Origin of the sequence: Stenotrophomonas sp. PD6 (genome assembly GCF_049199305.1) — a bacterium.
Classification (GTDB): Bacteria; Pseudomonadota; Gammaproteobacteria; order Xanthomonadales; family Xanthomonadaceae; genus Stenotrophomonas.
Genome location: NZ_JBLZQD010000009.1, coordinates 42,640 through 65,359 on the forward strand (window position 1 = coordinate 42,640; position 22,720 = coordinate 65,359).

22 protein-coding genes and 1 pseudogene are annotated in these 22,720 nt (G+C 68.5%); 16 read left to right on the forward strand and 7 right to left on the reverse strand.

Annotation, left to right across the window (positions count from 1 at the left end; translation table 11 throughout):
- Positions 1-62: 62 nt before the first annotated feature.
- A complete protein-coding gene (locus ACOZHM_RS13465; RefSeq protein WP_421569825.1) occupies positions 63-1,220 on the reverse strand; it encodes a tetratricopeptide repeat protein in 1,158 nt (385 codons plus the stop codon).
- Between the two features lie 235 nt (positions 1,221-1,455).
- Between ACOZHM_RS13465 and ACOZHM_RS13470 the strand changes: the two genes are divergently transcribed.
- The 4 genes and pseudogenes from ACOZHM_RS13470 to ACOZHM_RS13485 all read left to right on the forward strand — a co-directional run bounded on the left by ACOZHM_RS13470 (position 1,456) and on the right by ACOZHM_RS13485 (position 4,343).
- Positions 1,456-2,064, forward strand: coding sequence for a hypothetical protein (locus ACOZHM_RS13470; RefSeq protein ID WP_421569826.1), 609 nt, complete (start codon positions 1,456-1,458; stop codon positions 2,062-2,064).
- 46 nt (positions 2,065-2,110) lie between these two features.
- Positions 2,111-2,302 (forward strand): oxidoreductase-like domain-containing protein, encoded by a 192-nt coding sequence (locus ACOZHM_RS13475; protein WP_421569827.1) that lies wholly within the window; start codon positions 2,111-2,113, stop codon positions 2,300-2,302.
- Between the two features lie 12 nt (positions 2,303-2,314).
- Positions 2,315-2,941, forward strand: a pseudogene (locus ACOZHM_RS13480) (DUF998 domain-containing protein); the annotation flags it as partial.
- Between the two features lie 49 nt (positions 2,942-2,990).
- On the forward strand, positions 2,991-4,343 hold the full coding sequence (locus tag ACOZHM_RS13485; RefSeq protein ID WP_421569828.1) for a virulence factor family protein: 1,353 nt from the start codon (positions 2,991-2,993) through the stop codon (positions 4,341-4,343).
- Positions 4,344-4,506: 163 nt separating this feature from the next.
- Here the strand turns inward: ACOZHM_RS13485 and mprF are convergent, their stop codons facing one another.
- Positions 4,507-7,086, reverse strand: coding sequence for a bifunctional lysylphosphatidylglycerol flippase/synthetase MprF (gene mprF / locus ACOZHM_RS13490; protein ID WP_421569829.1), 2,580 nt, complete (start codon positions 7,084-7,086; stop codon positions 4,507-4,509).
- Between the two features lie 162 nt (positions 7,087-7,248).
- Here mprF and ACOZHM_RS13495 point away from each other — a divergent pair, with 162 nt between their 5' ends.
- The gene (locus tag ACOZHM_RS13495; protein ID WP_282245297.1) at positions 7,249-7,596 is read left to right on the forward strand and encodes a RidA family protein; all 348 of its coding nucleotides are present in this window, start codon (positions 7,249-7,251) and stop codon (positions 7,594-7,596) included.
- Here the strand turns inward: ACOZHM_RS13495 and rnfB are convergent.
- The 5 genes from rnfB to ACOZHM_RS13520 all read right to left on the reverse strand — a co-directional run bounded on the left by rnfB (position 7,577) and on the right by ACOZHM_RS13520 (position 11,805).
- A complete protein-coding gene (rnfB, locus tag ACOZHM_RS13500; protein WP_421569830.1) occupies positions 7,577-8,005 on the reverse strand; it encodes an Rnf electron transport complex subunit RnfB in 429 nt (142 codons plus the stop codon). The two genes, ACOZHM_RS13495 and rnfB, sit on opposite strands and share 20 nt — an antisense overlap.
- Positions 8,006-8,030: 25 nt before the next feature.
- Positions 8,031-8,621, reverse strand: coding sequence for an HAD family hydrolase (locus ACOZHM_RS13505; protein ID WP_421569831.1), 591 nt, complete (start codon positions 8,619-8,621; stop codon positions 8,031-8,033).
- 25 nt (positions 8,622-8,646) lie between these two features.
- Positions 8,647-10,725: a methionine--tRNA ligase gene (metG, locus tag ACOZHM_RS13510; protein WP_421569832.1), complete on the reverse strand. Its 2,079-nt coding sequence runs from the start codon at positions 10,723-10,725 to the stop codon at positions 8,647-8,649.
- A gap of 125 nt (positions 10,726-10,850) precedes the next feature.
- Positions 10,851-11,300 carry a DUF2147 domain-containing protein gene (locus tag ACOZHM_RS13515; RefSeq protein WP_421569833.1) on the reverse strand — a complete coding sequence of 150 codons (450 nt, stop codon included), beginning with the start codon at positions 11,298-11,300 and terminating at the stop codon, positions 10,851-10,853.
- Positions 11,301-11,409: 109 nt separating this feature from the next.
- On the reverse strand, positions 11,410-11,805 hold the full coding sequence (locus ACOZHM_RS13520) for a VOC family protein (RefSeq protein WP_421569834.1): 396 nt from the start codon (positions 11,803-11,805) through the stop codon (positions 11,410-11,412).
- Positions 11,806-11,919: 114 nt separating this feature from the next.
- On the opposite strand from ACOZHM_RS13520, the gene ACOZHM_RS13525 reads away from it, so the two are divergent.
- The 11 genes from ACOZHM_RS13525 to sctS all read left to right on the forward strand — a co-directional run bounded on the left by ACOZHM_RS13525 (position 11,920) and on the right by sctS (position 22,717).
- Positions 11,920-12,663 carry a helix-turn-helix domain-containing protein gene (locus ACOZHM_RS13525; RefSeq protein ID WP_421569835.1) on the forward strand — a complete coding sequence of 248 codons (744 nt, stop codon included), beginning with the start codon at positions 11,920-11,922 and terminating at the stop codon, positions 12,661-12,663.
- A gap of 3 nt (positions 12,664-12,666) precedes the next feature.
- A complete protein-coding gene (sctC, locus tag ACOZHM_RS13530; protein WP_421569836.1) occupies positions 12,667-14,355 on the forward strand; it encodes a type III secretion system outer membrane ring subunit SctC in 1,689 nt (562 codons plus the stop codon).
- A 118-nt stretch (positions 14,356-14,473) separates the two neighbouring features.
- A complete protein-coding gene (gene sctW / locus ACOZHM_RS13535) occupies positions 14,474-15,457 on the forward strand; it encodes a type III secretion system gatekeeper subunit SctW (protein ID WP_421569837.1) in 984 nt (327 codons plus the stop codon).
- Positions 15,454-17,526, forward strand: a complete 2,073-nt coding sequence (locus ACOZHM_RS13540) for an EscV/YscV/HrcV family type III secretion system export apparatus protein (protein ID WP_421569838.1) — start codon at positions 15,454-15,456, stop codon at positions 17,524-17,526. The genes sctW and ACOZHM_RS13540 overlap by 4 nt, the downstream gene beginning before the upstream one ends.
- A complete protein-coding gene (locus ACOZHM_RS13545) occupies positions 17,523-17,918 on the forward strand; it encodes a hypothetical protein (protein ID WP_421569839.1) in 396 nt (131 codons plus the stop codon). Before ACOZHM_RS13540 ends, ACOZHM_RS13545 begins: the two co-directional genes overlap by 4 nt.
- A gap of 8 nt (positions 17,919-17,926) precedes the next feature.
- Entirely contained in the window at positions 17,927-19,219 is a 1,293-nt protein-coding gene (locus ACOZHM_RS13550; protein WP_421569840.1) for a FliI/YscN family ATPase, read from the forward strand.
- Positions 19,203-19,649 carry a hypothetical protein gene (locus tag ACOZHM_RS13555; RefSeq protein ID WP_421569841.1) on the forward strand — a complete coding sequence of 149 codons (447 nt, stop codon included), beginning with the start codon at positions 19,203-19,205 and terminating at the stop codon, positions 19,647-19,649. The genes ACOZHM_RS13550 and ACOZHM_RS13555 overlap by 17 nt, the downstream gene beginning before the upstream one ends.
- Entirely contained in the window at positions 19,640-20,839 is a 1,200-nt protein-coding gene (locus ACOZHM_RS13560; RefSeq protein WP_421569842.1) for a hypothetical protein, read from the forward strand. Before ACOZHM_RS13555 ends, ACOZHM_RS13560 begins: the two co-directional genes overlap by 10 nt.
- On the forward strand, positions 20,836-21,795 hold the full coding sequence (locus tag ACOZHM_RS13565) for a FliM/FliN family flagellar motor switch protein (protein WP_421569843.1): 960 nt from the start codon (positions 20,836-20,838) through the stop codon (positions 21,793-21,795). Before ACOZHM_RS13560 ends, ACOZHM_RS13565 begins: the two co-directional genes overlap by 4 nt.
- Positions 21,792-22,457 carry an EscR/YscR/HrcR family type III secretion system export apparatus protein gene (locus ACOZHM_RS13570; RefSeq protein ID WP_421569844.1) on the forward strand — a complete coding sequence of 222 codons (666 nt, stop codon included), beginning with the start codon at positions 21,792-21,794 and terminating at the stop codon, positions 22,455-22,457. Before ACOZHM_RS13565 ends, ACOZHM_RS13570 begins: the two co-directional genes overlap by 4 nt.
- Before the next feature lie 2 nt (positions 22,458-22,459).
- Positions 22,460-22,717: a type III secretion system export apparatus subunit SctS gene (gene sctS / locus ACOZHM_RS13575; protein WP_421569845.1), complete on the forward strand. Its 258-nt coding sequence runs from the start codon at positions 22,460-22,462 to the stop codon at positions 22,715-22,717.
- Positions 22,718-22,720: the final 3 nt, after the last annotated feature.

Consider the following 22,720-nt stretch of genomic DNA (forward strand, 5'->3'; position numbering starts at 1 on the left):
GTTGCGCATCAACGGGTAGGTAACGACCGTTGGTCGTTACACCTGCAGGCGGCACGCCGGCCTCAATTGGCCGCAGTGCGTTGGCGCCACTTCTGCAGCGTGTCCAGCTTGGCCTGGTAGGTCGCCCGCAGCACATCGGCATCCTCGCCGGCCAGGTCGCGCGCGCGCAGCATCTCCCGTGACGCGCGGCGGCTGTCGCCGGCCAGGAAATAGGCGCGCGCCAGGCCGAAATGGAACTGGTGCGCGGTGCTGTAGAGCCGCACCGCGCGCTGGTAATAGTGGATGGCCTGGGCGTAGTCGTGGCGCTGCTCGGCCTCGTTGCCGAAACGGAACTGCGCGAACGGATCGTCCTGCTGTACCCGCGCCAGCCGCTGCGCCAACTGCGTTGCGCGGTGCTCATCGCCCAGCCGGCGGTACAGCGCGCTGGCATTGGTCAGCGCCGCCGCGTGCCGTGGCTGCAACTGCAGCGCCTTCTCGTAGTCCTGCCGGGCCTGGTCCAGATGCCCTTCGCGGGTATCGAGCACGCCCAGGTTGTTCCAGCCCGCCGGGAAGGCCGGCGCCATCGCCAGCGCCGCGTCCAGATAGGCGCGTGCCTGCGCGGTATCCCCGTCGGCCATGTGTTCGGCGCCGCGGTTGTTGTAGAAGTGCGCCATCGCGCGTGCATCGGTGATCGGGCGCGGCCCGTAGCGGTCGTACAGTACGTCGCGGTCGAGGTCGACGACGGCGGTGCGTCCATTGAAGGACACCCCGACATTGACGTGACCCACGTTGTAGATCACGCCCTGGTCCTGATGCCAGGTCACGACCTGGGCCACCTCCTGCACGCGCGCATCGATGTCCGCCGCGCGGGCGAGGGTGACGAACATCAGGGTGAAGGACAGGCAGTTGGCGCGGTGGGTCTGCCACGTCTCGGTGAGCGTGTGGGTGGCGTAGGGGTCGTATTCCAGGTGCATGGCGTCTTCATCGAAGATCAGATGCACCAGCAGCGCCACCCGCTGTTCGCGCGAAACCGCCGGGGCGATCACCCGTTGCTGCAGCATCGCCCGCAGATCCGGCGGAATGGCCAGGATCTGCTCGGGGGAGGGGACCGGTTCGCTTCGCTGCGCGGCAGCCGGAGCGGGCGCCGCCGCAGCGGCAGGCACCGTAGTGGCAGGTGGCGCCGCGAAGCCAGGCGCAGTGACCAGCAGGGCCATCAGGGCCAGGAGTTTCCAGCCAGACATCACACTCACCTCGCTGGGTAGGCGGGTCGTTCGCCATTCCAGTCTATGCCCGATGGCGCGGGCTGGCGCGCCTTTCATCGGCGGATGCGGCCATCCACAGCAGGTGTGGACCAGCGCGGGGCAAACCTGTGGGTAACTCTGGTCAGCGCCCGCCGCGCGGCACTTTGCCAGCCGTGGCGAAAAAATGACCGGGCCGGGCTTGCCAGCACGGCCCGCGGCAGCCAATCATGCGGCCATGTCCTTCGAACCGCTCTCCCTGCCGGCGGCCATGCAGGCCGACCTGGAAGCTGCCTATGCCATGCCGCCACGGGCCTACCACGGCTACCCGCATGTGCGCGCGGTATTGCAGCACTGCCAGGCCGTGGCCGAGGGCCCCGGCTGGCGACGGCCGCGCGAAGTCCAGCTGGCCGCGCTGTACCACGACGCCATCTATGACGCCGGGCGCAGCGACAACGAGGCGCGCTCGGCGGCGCTGGCCCGCGCGCAGATCGAGCGCTGGCTGCCGGGCGCGGGCGTGGACGTGGCTCAGGTGGAGGCCTTGATCCTGCTGACCGCCCGGCATGGCACGCTGACCGCCGCCGACCTCGACGGCGACCCGGACGCGGCCCTGTTCCTGGATTGCGACATGGCGATCCTGGGAGCGCCGGCCGACGTGTTCGACGCCTATGACCGCGGCATCGCCGAGGAATATGCCGGGCACGTGCCGGGCTTCCTGTTCCGGCTCAACCGCCGGCGCTTCCTCAAGCACCTGCTGCGCAGCCCGCGGATCTTCCTGAGCGATTTCTTCCACGCGCGGCTGGATGCCGCCGCGCGTGCCAACCTACGGCGCCGCCTGGGGGTTTGAGACCGGTCGATTACACTGTACGGGCTGATTCCTTCCCGCCGCGCCCATGCCTGTTCCCTTCCTGCCCACCGTTCCCGATACCGACCCGCGCCCGCAGCCGCCGGAAGAACCCGGCCCCAACGAGTGCTGCGGCAGTGGCTGCCCGCTCTGCGTGCTGGACCTGTACACCGATGAGCTGCAGCGCTACCGCGCGGCGCTGGCGGCGTGGCGGCTGCGTCATCCCGACGCCGAATCCTGAGCGCAGCGGCGCATGAACCCTTCTGCCCATTCCCCTCGGAGCCAGCCTGCGCAGGCCTGGGTGGGTGGGCTGGCGCTGCTGGCGCTGGCCGGCTTCGTGCTCACCGCTCTCTGGACCCAGTGGGCACGGCAGGACCTGGACTGGGTGCAGGCCACGCTGAGCCTGTACCTGCACGGGCCGTGGGGATTGGCGCTGCGTACGGCCTACTGCGTGCTGGCGGTGGCCATCATGCTGCTGGCCTGGTCGCTGCATGGCGCCCACCGCTCGCCGCGGCGCAGCGTGGCGGCGCCGCTGTTGTTCTGCATGGCGGGCCTGGGGTTGCTGGGTGTGGCCATTGGCGACAGCTGGTTGCCCGAGCGGGCGCCCCTGCTGGCACCGCTGATCCACGGCGTGGCGGCCAACACCGCGTTCCTGTGTGTCAGCGTGGCGATGCTGCTGCAGAGCTGGTACCTGCGCGCCGACCCGCAATGGGCGCGCTGGGCCACGGCCGGCTGGTGGTGGGCGTGGCTGTGCTTCGCGCTGCTGTGGCTGCACGTGCTGTGGCGCGGCCCGCCGCGCGGTGCCGGTCAGAAACTGGTGATCGCGGTGGTGGTGCTGTGGCTGGCCGTGGCAGCGCTGCAGGTGTGGCGACGCGCCCGTTCTACTCAGGTTGGCGTATCGTTGAGCGACTTTTCCGGGATGCGTGACGATGCGGCAAGCCAGTGTGGGCAGGGTTCTGGGTGTGGTGCTGGGCCTGGTGTCGGTGATGAGCGCGCTGTCCGCCTCGGCGGCGCCGCAGCAGGTGAGCCACGGGCGCTTCAATGACGTCCCGCTGTACGTGCCCGAGGGCCATCCGCAGCGTGTGGTGGTGTGGTTCGACGGCGGTCGCGAAGGCGAACGCACCCAGCAGCGGATCGACGCGCTGCGTGCACAGGGCGCGCTGGTAGCGCGGGTGGACGTGGCGCGGCTGCGCCAGGTACTGGCCCGGGAAGGCGGCGGCAACTGCGCCTTCGGCGCCGGCGACGTGGAGAACTTCTCGCGCTTTTTCCAGGCGTACCTGCATGTGCCTGGTTACCACCTGCCACTGATTGGCGGGGATGGCGCGGGCGCCGAGCTGGCCTATGCGGTGGCGGCGCAGGCCGATACCCAGGTGTTTGCCGGCCTGCTCACGACAGACTTCTGCCCCGAGGGCGTGCGCGAGCGCAAGGTCTGCGGCGCGGGCGTCAGCCATGGCCGCCTGCAGCCGGCGGAGCTGAATTTCCCCTGGTTGAACGCCGCCGGTGACCGCCAGTGTGCGGCCGGCAAGGCCTCCGCGTTCGTGCGCGGCGTGGCGATGGGGCGCGAGTTCAAGCGCACCGCGGCCGGTGACGACCTGCCCGGGTTGCTGGCCGCGGCACAGGTGATCGGCGCGCAGAAGGGCGTGAGCCTGGCGCCGCCGCCGGACGACCTGAAGGGGCTGCCGGTGGTGGAAATTCCGTCCCGCGTGGCGGGCGACACGCTGGCCATCTTCGTCTCTGGCGACGGTGGCTGGGCGGGGTTGGACAAGGAAGTAGCGTCTGCCCTGAGCGACGCCGGGGTATCGGTGGTCGGGGTGGATTCCCTGCGCTACTTCTGGACCGAACGCACGCCGGAGGGCTTCGCCCGCGATCTGGAGCGCATCGCCCACCACTACCGTACGCAGTGGCAGCGCAAGCGGCTGGTCCTGGTCGGCTTCTCGCAGGGCGCCGACGTGCTGCCCGCCGCGATCAACCAGCTCGACCCGGCCACGCGCGATACGGTGGCACTGATCGGGCTGATGTCGGTCGGGCGCACCGCGGATTACGAGTTCCACGTCAGCAACTGGCTGGGCAGCAGCGGCGGCGGCCTGCCGATTGCGCCGGAAATCGCTCGTCTACCGGCCGACCGCACGCTGTGCCTGTACGGGCAGGACGATGATGACGCGCTGTGCCCGGCGTTGCCGGCCGGCCAGGCAACCGTCATCGGGTTGCCTGGCGACCATCACTTCAAGGGTGACTACGATCGGTTGGCGAAGACGCTGCTGGAGCACATTCCCGAGCGGTGATGCCATGGGTGGGTGGGGACGCGTTCTCGTGCATTTCAAGCTGTGCTACGTGGTGTGCGGTAAGCCATGGGCGCATGCCGATGCGTTCACTGACGTGTACGTGCGCCCTTGCATTTCAAGCTGTGTTACGTGCGCTGAAAGACATGGGCGCATGGCGATGCGTTCATCTCACTGGGGCCTCATTCTTTCCTCGGCGCGGATCCAATGAGATCAACCGGGTGGCATCCAGCAGCGCCGCAGGCAGGTGCATGCCGCCCGGCGCGGCCAGGTAGCGGGCGCGCCACACCGGCGCGAACTTGGACTTGAAGCGGCGCAGGCCGCTGAAGCCGTAGAAGCGTTCGCCGTGCCGCGCCACCACGTTGGCGAAGCGGTTCCAGCGCCCGGCCAGCCGGTGCTGGGCCAGTCCGGACAGCGGCGCCATGCCCAGCGAGAAGCGCTGGAAGCCGTTCGCGCTGCCCCACAGGAACAGTTCGATGAACAGGAAATCCATGGTGCCCTTGGGCGCATCGTCCACGTGCCGCATCAGGTCCACCGACAGTTCCTGCCCGGCCGGCGCCTGCCACAGATTGGCGAAGGCGACGATGCGGCCTTCGGCCTCGACCACCGCCACCGGGAAGCGCGCCAGGTAGACCGGGTCGAAGCTGCCCAGCGAGAACCCCTTTTCATCGCCCGCCTTCTCGTCCAGCCACTGCTGCGACACGGCGGCCAACGCCGGCATCAGCGCCGGTACTTCGGCGGGGGTGGCCACGCGGAAGCTCAGCCCGCCACGCTTGCCCCGGTTCCACGCCTGGCGCAGGTCGGCACGCTCGCGGCCTTCCAGCGTGAAGCCCTGCAACGGCACCATCGCCTCTTCACCCAGCTTCACCAGGGTCAGACCCAGGTCCAGATAGGTCTGCCAGTAGGCTTCGCCCACCTGGTAGAACACCGGCCGCAGCCCCAGCCGGTCGGCCTCCTCGCGGAACCGCCAGATCAGCGCACGGGCCACCTCCGGCGGCCCCACCGGGTCGCCCATCGCGATCAGCGAGCCGCCGTAGCGCTGCATCATCACGAAGCCGCGCTGTGCATCGTCGCGCAGCACCGCCTTGTCGGCCGTCAGCACCAGGCAGGCCTGGGTGTCCTGTGCGTCCGCCAGGATCGGGCCCAGCGCGTCCAGCGTTGCGGCATCGGCCGACGGCAGCGGCGTACGCGTGCTGTGCAGCAGCCGGGCCAGGCCGAAGATGGCCAGCGCGATGGCCACCACCAGCAGCGCACGCAGCGCACGCGGTGCATTGCCCTGCGCGGCGAACTGCCACCACAGTTCATTCTGGTATTCGACATGGCTGTAGACGAAGAACAGCAGCCAGATCACCGCCACCAGCACCAACCCCAGGTTGCGGATCCACGGCCACGACCACGCTTCGTCGAGCAGCGCGCCCTGCCGGTAGAATTCGCGCCGTGAGGCCCACAGCGCCGCTGCCACCAGCACCGACGCCAGTGCGATCAGCACTTGGCCGCCGCGCAGCCAGATCGGCAGCGGTGCAATCACGCAGATGGCCAACGCCAGCATCCAGGCCGCATGGCTGCGCCGCTGCAGGCCCTGGCCGATCAGCAGCAGCACCACGCCGGCCAGGCTGCCGATCAGGTGCGAAGTTTCCAGCACCGGCAGCGAGGCGTGCAGCAGGTGTCGGCGCGGCGTGGGCAGGGTGCCGTCGATCACCAGCGCGGCACCCACGCTGAACACCGCCAGCGCGATGATCTGAGGCAGCCACGGGCGCAGCGCGGTCCAGCCGGCGCGTGTGGCCCCGGCGCTGACCCGCAGCGGCTTGCGCAACGCCGGCGCGACGCCGAGCACAGTGGCCAGCAGCAGCGGCAGCACGTAGTAGGTGACCCGGTAGATCAGTGCCGCCGCGAGCACCGCCGCAGGCGCCACCTGCGGCAGCAGCTTGAGCAGGCTCCACTCGAACACGCCCAGCCCGGCCGGCACGCTGGAAATCAAGCCGGCCAGCACAGCGACCAGATACAGGCCGACGAAGCCCGGCAGGCCGGTCGGCGTATCCATCGGCAACAGCACATAGAACGCGGCGCTGGCCAGCACCAGTTCGACCACGCTGAGCACGGTGACCCCCAGCATGGTGCGGCGGTCGGGCAGCCACAGTGCGTGGCCGCGGATCTGGAAACTGCGGCCCTCGCGCCCGACCAGCAGCACCGTGCCGAGGTAGGCGAGCAATCCCGCCGCGCCCAGCACGCGCACCGCCTGCGCCGACACCGGCAGGGCCAGCGCGGCGGCGCCCGGCTCCAGCAGGAAGGCCAGCGACAGCAGCAGCCACGCGCCGAACATGAAGCCCAGTGTGCTCATCAGCACCACCTGGCCGATCTCGGCCAGGGTGAGCCCGGCGCCGCCATAGCCGCGCAGCCGCACCGCACCGCCGGTCAGCGCCGCGAAGCCCAGCGTCTGCCCCAGCGTGTGGGCCAGGAACGCGGTGATGCCGACGCGTGCCGGGTGCAGACGCTTGCCGCTGCGGCGCAGGCCGATGGCATCGAAGCCGATCAGGCAGGCATAGCTGGCCAGTCCAAGCACCACGGTGAGTGCGATCTGCCCGGCACCGAGCTGGTGGAACGCGTCGCGAATGGCACGATATCCGTGATCGTCGAACTCGTTCGCCAGGCCGCGCAGGGCCAGCGCAAGGATCCCCAGGCTGAAGATGACGGTCGCCGCGCGGCGCCAGCCGACGCGGGACGAGGGGGCAGGGGAGGGTTCGGTCATCGGGACAGCATGCTCCGGCGCAGGCGACGAAAGGGTCAAGGCACCCACAGTGCCTCGCGGGCGAATCGTGCGCTTCTGGCCGGCGCTTGCCAAGCGGGGTGACTGTGCGGTCTGTGGCCGCATCGGTGACAATGGCCACACCATCACAGAGGAGCCATCGCCATGTTGGAACGTTTCGACGTCGGTCCGCGCATGTCCGAGATGACCGTGCACAACAAGGTTGCCTATCTGTCCGGGCAGATCCCCGAAGACACCAGCCAGGACATCACCGGGCAGACCCGGCAGGTCCTGGCGGAGATCGACAAGCTGCTGGCGCTGGTGGCCAGTGACAAGCAGCACGTGCTGCGCGCGGAGGTCTACCTGGCCGACATCGGCGATTTCGCCGGCATGAACGCGGCGTGGGACGAATGGGTGGTCAACGGCATGACCCCGGCCCGTGCGACGGTCGAAGCCAAGTTGGCTGACCCGAGCTGGAAGGTGGAGATCGTGATTACGGCCGCGTTGCCGTAAGCACCAGATCAATGCAATCCACCGGACACGGTGGAATGCAAAGCCCGCAGCCGGTGCACAGGTCGGCGATGACCGTATGCATGTACTTCGCGCCGCCCACGATCGCATCCACCGGACAGGCCTGGATGCACTTGGTGCAACCGATGCAATCGGCCTCGATCACCACCGCCACCTGGGCGGGCGTGTGCTCGCCACGGCTGCGGTCAAACGGCACGGGCGCTACCTCCAGCACCTTCGCCAACGCGCGCGCGCCGGCGTCGCCACCGGGCGGGCAGCGCTCCACGCCCGCCGCGCCGCTCGCCATCGCTTCGGCATATGGGCGGCAGCCGTCGTAGCCGCATTGCCCGCATTGGGTCTGCGGCAACAAGCGGTCGAGGCGTTCAACCAGGGGTAGCGGAGAGGATGTCATGCGTGGCGTCGGCTGCGCGGGTGCTTCATTTCAAGGGTTTGCCGCGATACCAGCGTTCGTGCGCCAGGGCCAGCATCGGGCGGTCTTCACTGCTGTCGCCGTAGGCATGGATGCGAACGTAGCGCGACAGGTCATAGCGCGCGCGGATGCGCTCGACCTTGTGCGGCGCGCAGTCGCCATCGGCATAGCGCCCCGTGAGGCGGCCATCCCGGCTTTCCAGCCGGTTGCAGATCATCTCCAGCCCCAATGCCTCGCACCACGTGCGCAGGTACAGATCCAGCGAACCGGACACGATCACCACCGTGTGCTTCTGCTGCAGGTGCCAGCGGATCTGCTCCAGCATCTTCGGACGCACGACCTCGGGCAGCACTTCACGGGAAAACCCGGCGGCCTGGGCGGCGATATCGTCCGCATGGCGGTTGCGCATCACCAGCCAGGTCACGCGCGCGCGGATGCGCCTGGCGGAAATCAGCTTCAACCGGTAGGCCAGCAGCCACGGGCCTACCTTCCACCACGCCTGGGCCAGCTGCTCGGGCGTGGCCACGCGGCGCAGGAACCGCGCATACGTATCGCAGTCGGTGACGGTGTTGTCGAAGTCGATCAGGGCCAACTCCATGTCTACCCTCCGCGTCGGGCCCGAATCAACGAACCGGCATGCCCGGCAGCGCGGCGCTGTCGGCGTCCAGCAGCGCCAGCGCGCCGCCATCGAAACCGGCCGACAGGATCATGCCTTCGCTCAGGCCGAAGCGCATCTTGCGCGGGGCCAGGTTGGCGATGAACACCACGCTGCGGCCGACCAGCTTCTCCGGCTCGCCGTAGCTGGCGCGGATGCCGGAGAAGATCTGGCGCGTGCCCAGCTCGCCGGCGTCCAGCTCGAAGCGCAGCAGCTTGTCCGAACCGTCCACGAACTCGCAGGCCACGACCTTGCCGATGCGCAGGTCGAGTTTGGCGAAATCGTCGATGCCGATATAGGCCGGGCCTTCAGCAGCGGCAGCGGGCGCGGCGGCCGGTGTGGCAGCAGGCGCCGCCGGCTTGGCGGGCGTTGCCGGGGCGGTCGGCGCCGGGGCGGCGAGGGTGTCCTTTGAAGCGTCGGTCATGGCATCAATCATCTTGGGGTCGATACGCGTGAACAGCGGGCTGTACACGGCGATGGTGTGGGCAAGCAGCGGTGAAGCGATGTCGGTCCAGGTCTGCACCGGGGCGGCGAGGAAGGCCTCGGCCTGCGCGGCGGTGGACGGCAGCACGGGCTTGAGTGCGGTGACCAGCACGCGGAACAGGTTCAGGCCTTGGGTGCATACCGACTGCAGCTGCGCATCGGCGCCGTCCTGCTTGGCGATCACCCACGGCTTCTGTTCGTCGATGTAGCGGTTGGCTTCATCGGCCAGCGCCATGGTCAGCCGCAGCGCCGCCGCCGGGTCGTTGCGCTCATAGGCCTCGCGCACCGGCGCGAGCGCGGCGACGAAGCGGTCGTACTGGCCGGCGTCCGGCAGCGCGTCGGCCAGGCGGCCGTCGAAGCGCTTGCTGATGAAGCCGGCGCAGCGGCTGGCCAGGTTCACGAACTTGCCGACCAGGTCGGCGTTGACCCGGGCAATGAAGTCGCCCAGGTTGAGGTCAAGATCGTCCACGCCGCCCGAGGATTTGGCGGCGAAGTAGTAGCGCAGCGCCTCCGGCTCCAGGCCGACGTCCAGGTAGGTGCGGGCCATCACGAAGGTGCCGCGCGACTTGGACATCTTGGCGCCTTCCACCGTCAGGTAGCCGTTCACATGCAGCCGGGTCGGCGCGCGGTGGCCGGTGCCATGCAGCACGGCGGGCCAGAACAGACCGTGGAAATTGACGATGTCCTTGCCGATGAAGTGGTGCAGCTCGGTGCTGGTGCCGGCGCGCAGGTGCGCGTCGAAGTCTTCGCCGTTCTTCGCGCACAGCGCCTGGAAGCTGGACAGGTACCCGATCGGCGCGTCCAGCCAGACATAGAAATACTTGCCCGGGTGGCCGGGAATCTGGAAGCCGAAGTACGGCGCGTCGCGGGAGATATCCCATGCACGCAGGCCGCCCTCGGCATTGAGCCACTCGCCCAGCTTGGCCTTCACGCCCGGCAGCGCGACGTCGCCCGCCAGCCATTCGCGCAGGAACGACTCGAAGCGGCCGACCTCGAAGAAGAAGTGCTCCGAATCGCGGATTTCCGGGGTCGCCCCGGAGATCACCGAGCGCGGGTCCTTCAGTTCGGTCGGGGCGTAGGTGGCGCCGCACACTTCGCAGTTGTCGCCGTACTGGTCGGCGCTGCCACAGTTGGGGCAGATGCCCTTGATGTAGCGGTCGGGCAGGAACATGCCCTTGGCCGGGTCATAGAACTGCGCCACCGAACGGCGCGCGATGTGGCCTTCCGCCTCCAGCTTGAGGTAGAACGCTTCGGTCAACGCCTTGTTGCCGGCCGAATTGGTCGAGTCGTAGTGGTCGAAATCGACGCCGAAGGCGGCAAAATCCCGCTCGTGGCTGGCCTGGATGTTGGCGATGAAGGCTTCCGGGGTCACCCCGGCCTTTTCCGCGGCCAGCATGATCGGGGTGCCATGGGTGTCATCGGCGCACACGAACCAGGTCTTGCCGCCGCTCATTCGCCGCGCACGCACCCAGATATCAGCCTGGATGTAGCCGACCAGATGGCCCAGGTGCAGCGGGCCGTTGGCGTAGGGCAGTGCGGTGGTGACAAGAGCGGTGCGGGTCATGATCTGCATGGGGGCCGGGGGAACGCGGGATTATCGCATGCTCCCTGAAAAGGCGAAGGGCCGAAGCGGTCACCCCGCTCCGGCCCCAGGCCGTTGATCTGCCAGCAATTCCGCCCGCGGGTGGCTTAATCGCGGAGCCAGGTCTGGCTGCGGCAGATGAAGGTGATGCAGCCCGACACCTCGAGCTTGCCGCCACCGGACTGCAGTTCGATCTTGGACTTGTAGGTCTTGCCATTGGCCGGGTCCAGGATGGTGCCGCCGGACCACTTGGTCTTGCTGCCCTTGTCCTGCGCCAGGTTCCACAGGATGGTCATGCCCTTGACCGGCTTGTTGTGGTTGGGACCCTCGCAGCCGTCGCAGACCGGGTTGGGGCCCTTGTCCGAATGCAGGATCTCGACCACCTTGCCGGTCAGCGTGCCATTGGCGGCCTGGGTGATCTCGACGATCGACTTCACCTTGCCGGTCTTGTCGTCGATGGTCTTCCAGCGGCCGGCGGCACCGTCGGCGGCGCTGGCCGACATCGCGGCCATCATCAGCGGCAGTGCCAGCAGCAGGGTCTTGAAGGTCTTGCGCATGTTCCCCTCCCAGGGATGTCCGTGAATGCCGGCGCGGGGCCGGTACAGCCGGACTGTATACCCATTCGCTCCGGTACGGAACGCGTCGGTCGCGACATCAGCGACTCATTCAGCCGATTTCGTACAGCTCCAGCGGCAGCCCGTCGGGGTCGGCGAAGAAGGTGAAGCGCTGGCCGGTGTATTCGTCGGTGCGGATCGGCTCGCACGGCACCCCCTCGGCGGCCAGCCGGGCGATCACCGGTTCCAGGCCGGCGACCCGGAAGGCCAGGTGGCGCAGGCCCTGCGCCTCCGGGCGGCTGGGCCGGGGCGGCGGCGCGGGGAACGAGAACAGCTCCAGCTGGCCGCCGTCGGGCAGGGCCAGGTCCAGTTTCCACGAATCGCGCTCCACACGATGGTGTTCGGCCTTCACCGCCAGCCCGAGTACGCGCACATAGAAGTCGCGCGAGCGCGCGTAGTCCGAACAGATCAGCGCGACGTGATGGATGCCAAGCAGGGGAGTGTGCATTGCGGGTTCCTGGCGGCGTGCAACGCGCCGCGTACATGAATGAGACCGTTAGAAATACTCGAAATCGTGTCTGCTTTCGAATTTCTTGTAGAGCTATCACCCCGACCCTTCCCCATGATGCCGCCTCAACGCCGAGGTCGCGCCAGCGCTACCGCGGCCGAGGCTGAACGGGAGTGGTCGGTGTACGTCATCGTAAATGCAGGACAGGAACGCGCCGATATCCGCGTTGACGGCGTCGCCATGCACCTGCTGCCCGGTGAGCGGCTGTTGCACGCGGGTATTCCGCTGCCGCGGGTGCCCGGTCTCTCCATTGTGCCCTTGCCAGGCAGCGGAATGGCGCGTGCATTGGCGCACTTTCACCACGTCTGCGGCGCGCCGCCGGTATTGCCGGAGCCGTTGCCGCTGCACTGGGTGGTGCAGGCGGAACTGGAGGTTCCCGAGCTCGCGGCGGGCTGGCTGATCAACCAGCTCTCGCGTGATCGCAGCCAGGTGCGGGACAGTCAGCTGTCGCGCCTGCTCGGCCACCTTGCCCGCACGGAAAGCTATGGGCTGATGCAGTTCCTGCTCGAACAGGGCGCCGACCTGAGCGTGGCCGAGCTGGCCGAACGCTACGGCCTGTCATCGGCCCAGTTCCACCGGCGCTGCCGCCAGATGCTGGGGCGGCCGCTCAAGCGCGAGCTTCGCATCATGCGCGCCGCGCGCGCACTTCTCGACTACCCGGGACGTACGCGCTCGTTCACCTACCTTGCCGCCGATCACGGCTACGCGTCGCTGTCGCACTTCTGCACCGACATCAAATCGCTGATCGGCTGTTCCCCCTTGTCCGTCTACCGCGCCGTCACGACGCCCACCGAGTAAGCCATGCGTTTCCTGCCGTTGATCCTGTTACTGCTGCCCGCCGCCATTGCGTCGGCGCAAACCCCGCTGGAGGGCACCGCCATCCAGGACCGTGCCGACGTGCCGCACGCGGCCGGGTTCGTTTCCCGCGCCGACAGCGCCGACCACCTGCTCAACGCCATCGGCGCGCGCATGCGCCAGGCCGTGGTGGTCAGCCCCAAGGCGCAGCGCAAGAAAGTCAGCGGCAATTTCGACCTGGCGCGCCCGTTCGATGTGCTGACCAAGGTGGCCAGCGAGGTCGGCCTGGTCTGGTACAGCGATGGCCAGTCCATCTACGTCTACGACTCAAGCGAGCAGAAGAACGCCGTGGGCCGGCTGCGCTCCACCTCGGTCGCCACCCTGGCGGACTTCCTGCGCAAGGCGCGGCTGGCCGACGCGCGCTACCCGGTCCGCGGCGGCGGCGCCGACGGCACGTTCTACGTCGCCGGTCCGCCGGTCTACGTCGACATCGTGCTCAATGCCGCCCGCTACCTGGACGACCTCTACGAGGGCGCCGACGCCAGCCCGCACCACGTCGAGGTCATCCGGCTCGAGCACAGCTTCGTCAATGGTCGCCGCTATGGTCTGCGCTCCGACGAACGCATGCTGCCCGGCATGGCCGACGTACTGGCAGGCGTGCTGCAGCTGGGCGACTTCGGCGCCGTGGTCAAGCAACCCTCGCCGCCGCCGGCAGCCGCAGATCCGTCGGGCGTGGTCGAGACGCCGTTGCCGCCGGTGCAGGCGCCGCGCGAACTTGCGCCGCAACGCGTTGCTGTGAGCCCCACCAACGCGGTGGTGCTGCCCTATGCGGAAACCAACAGTCTCATCGTGCGCGGCACGTTGGCGCAGATCGAGCAGGTCAAGCGGCTGGTGGGCGAGCTGGATGTGCCGCGTCGGCAGATCGAGCTTTCGCTGTGGATCATCGACATCAACAAGACCGAGCTCGACCGCCTGGGCGTGAACTGGAGCGGGGGCATCAACATCGGCAACCGCCTGTCGATCGGCCTCAACCAGGACGCACCGGTCAGCACCCTGGACGGTGCGCGCTTCCTGGCGTCCGTGCAGGCGTTGTCCAGTAAGGGCAACGCGCACATCGTCTCGCGCCCGGTGCTGCTCACCCAGGAAAACATTCCCGCCTACTTCGACAGCAACCAGACGTTCTACACCAAGCTGGTGGGCGAGCGTGCGGTGTCGCTGGAACAGGTGACCTACGGCACGCTGGTCAGCGTTCGTCCGCGCCTTTCCCTGCACGACGAAGTGGAAATGCAGCTGAAGATCGAGGACGGCACCGCGCGTGGCGAGCAGACGGTGGACGTGGTGTCCATGGTCAACCGCACCATGATCGACACCGTGGCGCGCGTGCCGCACCAGCTCAGCCTGCTGGTGGGCGGCTACAGCCGCAGCGCGGTGGATACCGGCCGCACCGGCATTCCCGGCCTGCGCCGCATTCCGGGCGTGGGCAAGCTGTTTGGCCAGGACACCCAGTCCGCTGAAAACCTGGTCCGCGTGTTCCTGATCCAGCCGCGCGTGCTGGGCGAGCGCGACGCGCTGGACGCCGGCCAGCTGCCGGACATCTACGGCGGCGGTATCGGCGAGCCCTTCCAGCAGACGCTGCCCGCATTCAACCGTGATCTGCTGTTCCCGGAGGCCGCCCATGGCACTTCCCGCGATTAATCGTCCGCTGACCGCGCCGCTGCCCATGTCGCCGCGCCAGGCCAATTCGCAGGCTGAGCAAGAGGAGAAGTCTACTGTCTTGCTTCGTGCGTCACCGCAACGTCCGGGAAGCCTGCACTTGGCATTGAGCATGCAGGACGAGGCGGCTGTACTCGCGGCGGCGCTGGGGAGGCAACGAAGCGGCCAGAACGCGGGCGGTGCCAAAGAATCGCAGGCATGGATCGATCATGTGCTGGACGACAAGGTCCACGACAAGGTCATCCAGGTGCGCCAACTACTGGACGGCATGCGGAGTCCGGTGCAGGTGCTGGGGCTGCTGAAGCAGCTGTTTCCCGATCCCAGCGACGTGCTGGCCGTGCTGCGTGCATTTCTCGCCGACGATGAGCTTGAGGCGCTGCGTGAGCTGCTGGAGATGTCGCTGGAGCAGCTGCTGGAAGAGCAGGCTGCGCAGGGGAACACCGCCGCGCTGAAGGGTGGGTTGAATGTTGCCATCAAGGCCCGCCTCGCTGCCAGGAAGGGCGGGTTGTCCGCGCGCCAGTTGCGCCACAGCTACCGTGATCTGCTCGGCAATCCGCAGGATGGAATCGGCGAGTACGCCGCGTGGATCGACCAGTATGGCTTCCACAACCGCGCACTAGTGCTCAATTTCATGGAGCAGGCGATGGGGACTGACATGTTCTCACTGGATCCCAGTGGATCCAGAGTTGAATTTGGGCTCCTGTTGAGCCAAGTCCGCAACCTTACCGCGCTCCGTTCCGTCGACGAACTGCTGGTCCGCGAAACCACCCGCACCGGGCTGCTGGCGCGTATGGCCACCACCGCCGACGCCGTGGTCCTCGGCCTGCTCGACGTCGTGCGTGGCCTGCAGGACTGGTCCGGCCTGTTCAGCGGCCCGCTCGCCAATGCGCGTGTGGCGCTGGCCATGCATGAGCGTGCCCGCCTGGTGCAGGCCCTGCGCCGCGCCCTGGCCGGGTTGCCCGACGCGATCTGGATCGATCCCAGCGCCCGTGATGTCGCGGTGGAAGGCCTGGAGGCGATCGTGGTGGAAAGCATGGCCCGTGAGCGCTGGCACTCTGGCCGCGCCAGCGGGGTGATGGCATGAGCGTCGTGAACGCCGCCGCGCAAACGGGCATGGCCGCGCGCATGCGCGGCATGCTGCGCCCCGAACTGGTGCTGGTGGTGCTGATGGCCGTGGTCATCGCCATGCTCATCATCCCCATGCCGACCATTCTGGTTGATCTGCTGATCGGCCTGAACATGGCCGTGGCCATCATCATCTTCCTGAGCTCGTTCTACGTCGAACGCATTCTCGGCTTCTCCACATTTCCGTCGGTGCTGTTGTTCACCACGTTAATGCGCCTTGCGTTGTCGGTCAGCACCAGCCGGTTGATCCTGCTCGACGCCGACGCCGGCCACATCATCAGTGCCTTCGGCGACTTCGTAGTGGGCGACAACCTGGTCGTCGGCGCGGTCATCTTCGCCATCATCACCCTGGTCCAGTTCATCGTCATCACCAAGGGCTCCGAGCGCATTGGTGAAGTGGTCGCCCGGTTCTCGCTGGACGGCATGCCCGGCAAGCAGATGAGCATCGACGCCGACCTGCGCGCCGAGGCGATCACCTCCGAGGAGGCGCAGCGCCGCCGTCGCGACGTCGAACGCGAGAGCCAGCTGTACGGCTCCTACGACGGCGCCATGAAGTTCGTGAAGGGCGACGCCATCGCCGGCATCGTCATCGTGTTCGTCAACCTGTTCGGCGGCATCGCCGTGGGCATGCTCCAGCACGGCATGCCGTTCTCGCAGGCGCTCAACACCTTCACCCTGCTGACCATCGGCGACGGGCTGGTGGCACAGATTCCCGCCCTGCTGATCTGCATCAGCGCCGGCTTCATCGTTACCCGCGTCAGCGGTGAGAGCAACAACCTCGGCGCCAACATCGTCGGCGAGCTGTTCAACAAGAACATCGTCCTGGCCATTGGTGCAGTGCTGATCCTGCTGCTGGGCCTGCTTCCGGGGTTCCCGCTGCCGGTGTTTGCCGGGCTGGCGGCGGGTCTGGCCGCCATGTTCGTCTGGCGCCTGCGCAAGGCCAAGCTCGACGGAGGCAGCGGGACCGAAGCGGGTGCCGGTTCGCCGGGTGCCTCGGGAGCCGCGTCGGCCGCAGGCGATGCCGGCGCAGCGCGTCTCACCAGCGAAACCCTGCCGCTGATCCTGCTCATGCCGCTTCCGCTGCACGCATCCGCACTGGCCAACAAGTGGGAGGAGCAGTTGCGCCACGATGCCTTCATCAACACCGGCATGCAGCTGGCGCCGCTGGTCATGCGCGGCCATGAGCCGGCGCAGGAGCATGAGGTCAAGGTGCTCATCAATGAGATTCCTGCCGGCGGTGCGCACGTGGTCAACAGCCATGTACGCGTGTTCGGCCGCCAGGACGAGCTGGAGGCGCTGAACCTGGGGCTGGTGCTGCCGCACGACGGCCACACCGCGCGCTGGGTGCCTGCAAGCGCGCACGCCGACGTGCTGGCACTCGGCTGCGAGACCTCCAGCGACTACGACGAACTGCGCCGGCTGCTGCACGGGGCGGTGCTGCGCAACGTGGGCGAACTGTTCGGCATCCAGGAGGCCAAGCATGTGCTGGATGCGCTGGAAAAGCGCTTCCCCGAGCTGGTCAAGGAAACCTACCGGCACATGCCCATCCAGCGCGTGGCGGAAGTGTTGCAACGGTTGCTGCGCGAAGGCGTCTCCATCCGCAACATGAAGGTGGTGCTGGAAACGCTGGCCCAATGGGGCCAGCGCGAAAAGGACGTGATCCTGCTGGTGGAACACGTGCGCGGCGCACTGGCGCGCTACATCTCCGACCACTTCGCCCGTAACGGCCGCATCCCAGCGATTCTGGTGTCCACCCCGGTGGAAGACCAGATCCGCGCCGGCATCCGCCAGAGCCAGGGCGCGTCGTACCTCAACCTCGAGCCGGCCGAAGCCAATGAGCTGATGGACCGCTTCGCCCTGCATGTGGGCGAAGTCGCTGCCCATCGCCCCGACGTGGTGCTGATGGTGGCCCCGGACATCCGCCGCTTCGTCAAGCGGTTCATCGAAACCCGACTCCCCTCCACCCCGGTGCTCTCGTTCGCCGAGATCTCCGATGCGGTCACCCTTGATGTGATGAGAAGCCTATGACCACCCTGTTGGATACCCTCAACGCGGCGCTGCACGAGTTGGGTTGCGACCCCTCGCGTTTCCAGTTCGACACCCATTCCTCCGTGGTGATGGGGTTTGCCGACATCGGCGAGCTGTTGCTCGATCCGGTCGACGATGCCGTGTTCCTGTGGGGCCGGCTGGACACGTCGCCTGCCGACCGCTTCAGCAACCGTGCCGACGATCTGCTCGCCGCGTTGTCCGCACCGGCACCGCATTTCGCCAACGGCTGCCTGGCCCTGCGCCAGATCGACGAGGGCTGCCTGGTCGGCGGCGCGCTGCAACCTGACTGCCGCAACGAATCCAGCCTGATGGCCGGTGCCATTGAAGTCTTCCATGCGCGCGTGCTGGAACTGCAGGCGCTGCTGCGGTGACAGTGGCCGTGCCCTGCTGGCGACCCTGCGCCTCGCCGGTGGCGATGCGCGCTGGCGAGCTGCGCGTGCCGCTGCCCGACGTGGCGGTCGGCGAGCACTGCCACGTGCGCCGCGCCGCCACCGATGCGCGGATACTGACGCATGGCGTGGTGACCCGGGTAGACCACGGTGTCGCCACCCTGGCCCTGATCGGCGCGCCGGTACGGCTGGCGTCGGACGTCGTCGTGGTCCCCACCGGCCGCCCGCTGCAGGTCGCGCTCGGCGCGCACCTGCTCGGCTGCGTGCTGGACGGCTTCGGCGAGGTCGTGGAGCGTCTGCAGGGTGGCGGCGGCACGTGCGAGCACGCCACCGCACGCCCCGAGCCGGTACAGGCGGCGCCGCTCGACTACCGCCAGCGTCGCCCCATCGGTACGCCGTTCGCCACCGGCATACGTGCCATCGACGCGCTGCTGACCGTAGGCGAGGGCCAGCGAATGGGCATCTTCGCCGCCGCAGGCTGCGGCAAGACCACCCTGGTCGAGATGCTGCTGGCCAATGCCGACTGCGATGTCCGCGTGGTCGCGCTGGTGGGCGAGCGCGGGCGCGAAGTGGCCGGGTTCGTCGAATCTATCCGGCACGGCCCCACGGCCGCCCGCACCATCGTGGTCCAGGCCACGTCCGACTGCTCGCCGGCCACCCGCGTCAACGCGGCGATGGTGGCCACCCGCATCGCCGAGTACTTCCGCGAGCAGGGCAGCAGCGTGCTGCTGGTCATGGACTCGGCCACGCGCTACGCCCGCGCGCTGCGCGACGTCGCGCTGTCGGCCGGCGAGCCGCCTGCGCGGCGGGGGTTTCCGGCGTCCGTTTTCGAGGCCTTGCCGAGGCTGGTTGAACGTCCCGGCAATGCACTGCGCGGCAGCATCACCGCGTTCTACACCGTGCTGCTGGAAGACGATGCCGACCCGGACCCGGTCGGGGAAGAGGTCAAGTCGTTGCTCGACGGCCATATCTACCTCAGCCCCCGGCTGGCCCAGCGCGGTCACTTCCCGGCCATCGACGTGCTGCGCAGTGCCAGCCGCCTGTATCCGCAGCTGGCCGGGGAGCGGCAGCGCACAGCCGCCACCCGGCTCCGCACCGTCATGGGGCGCCTGGAGGATCTTCAGCTGCTGCGCGACATCGGCGAGTACCGGCCGGGCGTCCAGCCCGACCAGGACGATGCGGTGGCCCGCGAACCGCGCCTGCTGGCGTTCCTGCGCCAGCCGCTGCACGAACAGGTCGGCCTGGACGCGGCCGTGGAGGCGCTCGATGCCATCGCCCGCTGACCCTGCACGCCTGGCCACCCTCGTGGTGCAGCGCGCACAGCGCCTGCGCCGTGAAGCCGCGGGTCACTCCCTCCAGGCGGCCGATCATGATCAACAGGCCGAGGGCCTGCGCACCCAGGCCGACCTTCAACTGCGCCAGGCGCAGCTGGGCGAGGAACACGGCCTGGACCGCCAGCGCCTGTTCGACCGTCTGCGCACGGTTGCCATCGCGCGCGCGCACGTCCTGGAGTGCGACCTGCGCGCCAGCGACCTGCAGCAGCAGGCCGAACAGGCGCGCGAGCGCGAGCGCGAACTGCGGCAGGCCGCCATCCAGCAGCAGTCGCGTGCCCGGCGCCTCCAGGCCGTGGGCGAACGCGTTGAACAGAAACGCAGGCAGGCGCAACGGCGCCGCCACGAGCGAACCATTCAAGAGGAATACACATGTCGGTAAAGGTTGCACAACACAGCGAGGCCCTCTCGGCGCCGGGCCCGGTGGCACCGGTCGCACTGAGCCAGCGCGTCGAGGCGCGGCATGGGCAAGGCAGCAATGACCAGGCCCGCCACGAGACGGCTGCGCCACTCGCCGAGCGCCTGCCGGACGACGGTGGCGACGCATGCGAGACCCCCTGGGCCGACCGTCGCGCCGCGCTGCGCGAGCAGGCCACGGCGGAGGTGGCGTTCATTGTTGCTCCGCCAGGCAACGCGGCACCGCTCGTCCTGCTGCCGCCCTCCGGTGTCGCCGGCGCGCACGCACCTGGCGAGCCGCCTGCAACCCCGGCTATCGTTGCTGGCGCAGTTGATGGCGAGCCTGTCGCATCCGGCGCAACGGCGGCATTGGGACGCCCGAGCACAGGCGCAGCGCCCGTGCCGGTGAGCGCGTTGGACACCAAAACGCCTATGCGCTCCGGCAGCGACGCGGCTTCGCCAGCGGTTGCACCGCTGCCATTGGTCAGCACCCGTCTCCCGGCCGTCGCCACCCCACCGGCTGCGGAAGGTCAGCCCGCGCCGTCCGCCGCATCGACGATGCTCACGCGCGCCACCACGGCGACGGTACCCACTCCGAAGGCCGTGCCCGGCACGGCAGCGCAGGCAGCGCTTTCCCTGCGTGGCGTGACGGATCCTGCTGCTGCTGTGCCGTCGCCGTCGCCGTCGCCGTCGCCCGCAACACCCACGACCGAGCCGACCCAGACCGCCCTGGTCGATGCGGGCACCCCGCCGCCAACTGCGCCTGCGGTCGCCGTCGCGCCTGCCGGCGTCGATGCATCCGCACAACCGGCTGCAGGAGGGGAGTCCTTGCTCACCGCAGCGCGGGCCGAAGCCAACGTGACCACCCGCAAGATCGTCCACGCCGCGCAGCAGGCCACGGCGCTGCAGGCGTCCATGGCCGCGCGCATCCAGCCCGCATCGCAGGTCAATGTCGCGTTCCGGAGTTGGGGGGTTGATGCGTCAGGCAGCGCCCATTCGGTGCGGGTGCGGCTGCAGGACGGGCAGGCCATCGTGCAGCCCGGCACCGCACGGGTAGGTCAGGCGCTGGCTGCGGCAGAGTTGCCGGTGGGCGTGGACCTGCAGCCCGCGGTGGACCAGAACAGCACCGCCACCGACGAGCGCCGCCGCCGTCGCGGCCAGCAGCCGTCGCCATGAGCGCGCAACGCTGGCCATTCAGTACCGTGTCGCCGGCCACGGCCACCAATGCCGCCGTGTCCGCCTCCTGCGCGCGCATGGGCCTGACGCCGCAACACCAGGCCCTGCCTGCACGCGGCGCCATGCTGCGCTTCGACGTGAGCGCCGCGGTCGGCGAGCTGCGTCTGGCGGTCGCCGCCGATGACTGGTGCCCGACCATGCTGCCCGAGCTGGCGGAGCTGGCGTGGAGCGAGCTGATCGACCGCGCCACCTTGGCCTGCTGGTTGCCGGAGCGTCCCTTGCTGGACATGCCGGCCGGCGGCTTCGCTGACGCGCGCATATCGCTCTGCGACGTCGTGCCGGTCGCAGCGCTCAACTACGACAGCATCCCCCGGCCCACGCTGCAGACCGCGCAGGGCCCCGCATGGATCCTGCACGCCAGCCCCTGCGCCAACCTGCCGCTGCAAGGGCATACCTTGCGCCTGCGCATGCCGGTGGACCTTGCCGTTGCGCGCTTCACCCTGCCGCTGCAGCGGCTGCGCACGCTTGCCCCGGGTGCGGTGGTGCTGGTGGACCAACTGCTGCCGGTGGCCCGCAGTGGCCGCCATCGCCTCTATACCTTCGATTTCACTCTTGAGACCATCTCCGTGACCACTTCCTTCGACTTCCTCGATGAAGAAGACGATGCCGACCTCGGCGTCGCCCCCTCCGCCCTCCCGCCGGCAGGCGCTGCTGTTACCGCTGCCGGCATCGATGTAGCGCGCCTGCCGATCACGGTGGACGTGGTGCTGTGCCAGCTGCAGCAGTCCGTCGCCGATCTGGCCGCGTTGCAGCCCGGCACCGTGTTCGACCTGCCGCCGGACGCATGGAAGCAACTGCAGCTGCGCGTCAACGGCCAGCTCGTGGCGCGTGGCGAACTGGTCCAGGTGGGCGAGCAGCTGGGCATCCAGCTGCACCAGGCGCCGCTGCTGCCATGAGCTTCGTCAACAACGACATCTCGCTGATCGCGGTCATGGCGATGGCGGCGATGTTGCCCTTCCTGATCGCCGCCGGCACGTGCTACCTGAAGTTCTCGGTGGTCTTCGTCCTGCTGCGCAACGGGCTGGGGCTGCAGCAGGTGCCATCCAACATGGTGCTCAACGCGCTGGCGCTGATGCTGGCGTTCTACGTCATGCAGCCCATCGTGCAGAACATGTACGACGCCTACCTGGCGCTGGACGCGCCACTCAACTCGGTGGCGGCCGTGGTGAGCTTTCTCGACAGCAGCCTGGACGGTTACAAGGTCTACCTGGCCACGTACTCCGACCCTGAACTGCTGGAGTTCTTCGAGCGTGCCCGCCATGCCGAGCCCGGCGTGCCGCTGCCCGCGCTGGAGCCGCATGAGCGCTCGCTGTTCGCGCTCATGCCCACCTATGCGTTGAGCGAACTCAAGGATGCCTTCCGCATCGGCTTCTACCTGTACCTGCCGTTCGTGGTGGTAGACCTGGTGGTGTCCAGCGTGCTGCTGTCGCTGGGCATGATGATGATGAGCCCGGTGACCATCTCGGCGCCCATCAAGCTCATCCTGTTCGTGGCGATGGACGGCTGGAGCCTGCTCTCGCAGGGTCTGGTGCGCCAGTATCTCGACGTGCCGATGTAGCCATGGACGCCATCATGTTCATGGGCAACAAAAGCCTGCTGCTGATCCTGCTGTTGTCGGCCGCCCCCGTGGCCGTCGCCACCCTCGTCGGCCTCGCCATCGGCCTGTTCCAGACTGTCACCCAGCTGCAGGAGCAGACCCTCCCGTACGGCGCCAAGCTGCTGGCCGTCATCGCGTGCCTGCTGGTGCTCATGTCGTGGATGGGCGCGCGCATGCTCGACTTCGCGCGGCTCGCCCTGCAGAGCGCGTTGGCGGGGTAGGGC

Coding starts and splice junctions, on each gene's coding strand:
- ACOZHM_RS13540 (WP_421569838.1), top strand. CDS start 15,454: ATGAGCGTCGTGAACGCCGCCGCGCAAACGGGCATGGCCGCGCGCATG.
- ACOZHM_RS13555 (WP_421569841.1), top strand. CDS start 19,203: ATGCCATCGCCCGCTGACCCTGCACGCCTGGCCACCCTCGTGGTGCAG.
- ACOZHM_RS13565 (WP_421569843.1), top strand. CDS start 20,836: ATGAGCGCGCAACGCTGGCCATTCAGTACCGTGTCGCCGGCCACGGCC.
- ACOZHM_RS13485 (WP_421569828.1), top strand. CDS start 2,991: ATGCGGCAAGCCAGTGTGGGCAGGGTTCTGGGTGTGGTGCTGGGCCTG.
- ACOZHM_RS13570 (WP_421569844.1), top strand. CDS start 21,792: ATGAGCTTCGTCAACAACGACATCTCGCTGATCGCGGTCATGGCGATG.
- ACOZHM_RS13515 (WP_421569833.1), bottom strand. CDS start 11,300: ATGCGCAAGACCTTCAAGACCCTGCTGCTGGCACTGCCGCTGATGATG.
- rnfB (WP_421569830.1), bottom strand. CDS start 8,005: ATGACATCCTCTCCGCTACCCCTGGTTGAACGCCTCGACCGCTTGTTG.
- ACOZHM_RS13525 (WP_421569835.1), top strand. CDS start 11,920: ATGATGCCGCCTCAACGCCGAGGTCGCGCCAGCGCTACCGCGGCCGAG.
- ACOZHM_RS13470 (WP_421569826.1), top strand. CDS start 1,456: ATGTCCTTCGAACCGCTCTCCCTGCCGGCGGCCATGCAGGCCGACCTG.
- ACOZHM_RS13505 (WP_421569831.1), bottom strand. CDS start 8,621: ATGGAGTTGGCCCTGATCGACTTCGACAACACCGTCACCGACTGCGAT.
- sctC (WP_421569836.1), top strand. CDS start 12,667: ATGCGTTTCCTGCCGTTGATCCTGTTACTGCTGCCCGCCGCCATTGCG.
- metG (WP_421569832.1), bottom strand. CDS start 10,725: ATGACCCGCACCGCTCTTGTCACCACCGCACTGCCCTACGCCAACGGC.
- ACOZHM_RS13545 (WP_421569839.1), top strand. CDS start 17,523: ATGACCACCCTGTTGGATACCCTCAACGCGGCGCTGCACGAGTTGGGT.
- sctS (WP_421569845.1), top strand. CDS start 22,460: ATGGACGCCATCATGTTCATGGGCAACAAAAGCCTGCTGCTGATCCTG.
- ACOZHM_RS13475 (WP_421569827.1), top strand. CDS start 2,111: ATGCCTGTTCCCTTCCTGCCCACCGTTCCCGATACCGACCCGCGCCCG.
- ACOZHM_RS13560 (WP_421569842.1), top strand. CDS start 19,640: ATGTCGGTAAAGGTTGCACAACACAGCGAGGCCCTCTCGGCGCCGGGC.
- ACOZHM_RS13495 (WP_282245297.1), top strand. CDS start 7,249: ATGTTGGAACGTTTCGACGTCGGTCCGCGCATGTCCGAGATGACCGTG.
- ACOZHM_RS13465 (WP_421569825.1), bottom strand. CDS start 1,220: ATGTCTGGCTGGAAACTCCTGGCCCTGATGGCCCTGCTGGTCACTGCG.
- mprF (WP_421569829.1), bottom strand. CDS start 7,086: ATGACCGAACCCTCCCCTGCCCCCTCGTCCCGCGTCGGCTGGCGCCGC.
- ACOZHM_RS13520 (WP_421569834.1), bottom strand. CDS start 11,805: ATGCACACTCCCCTGCTTGGCATCCATCACGTCGCGCTGATCTGTTCG.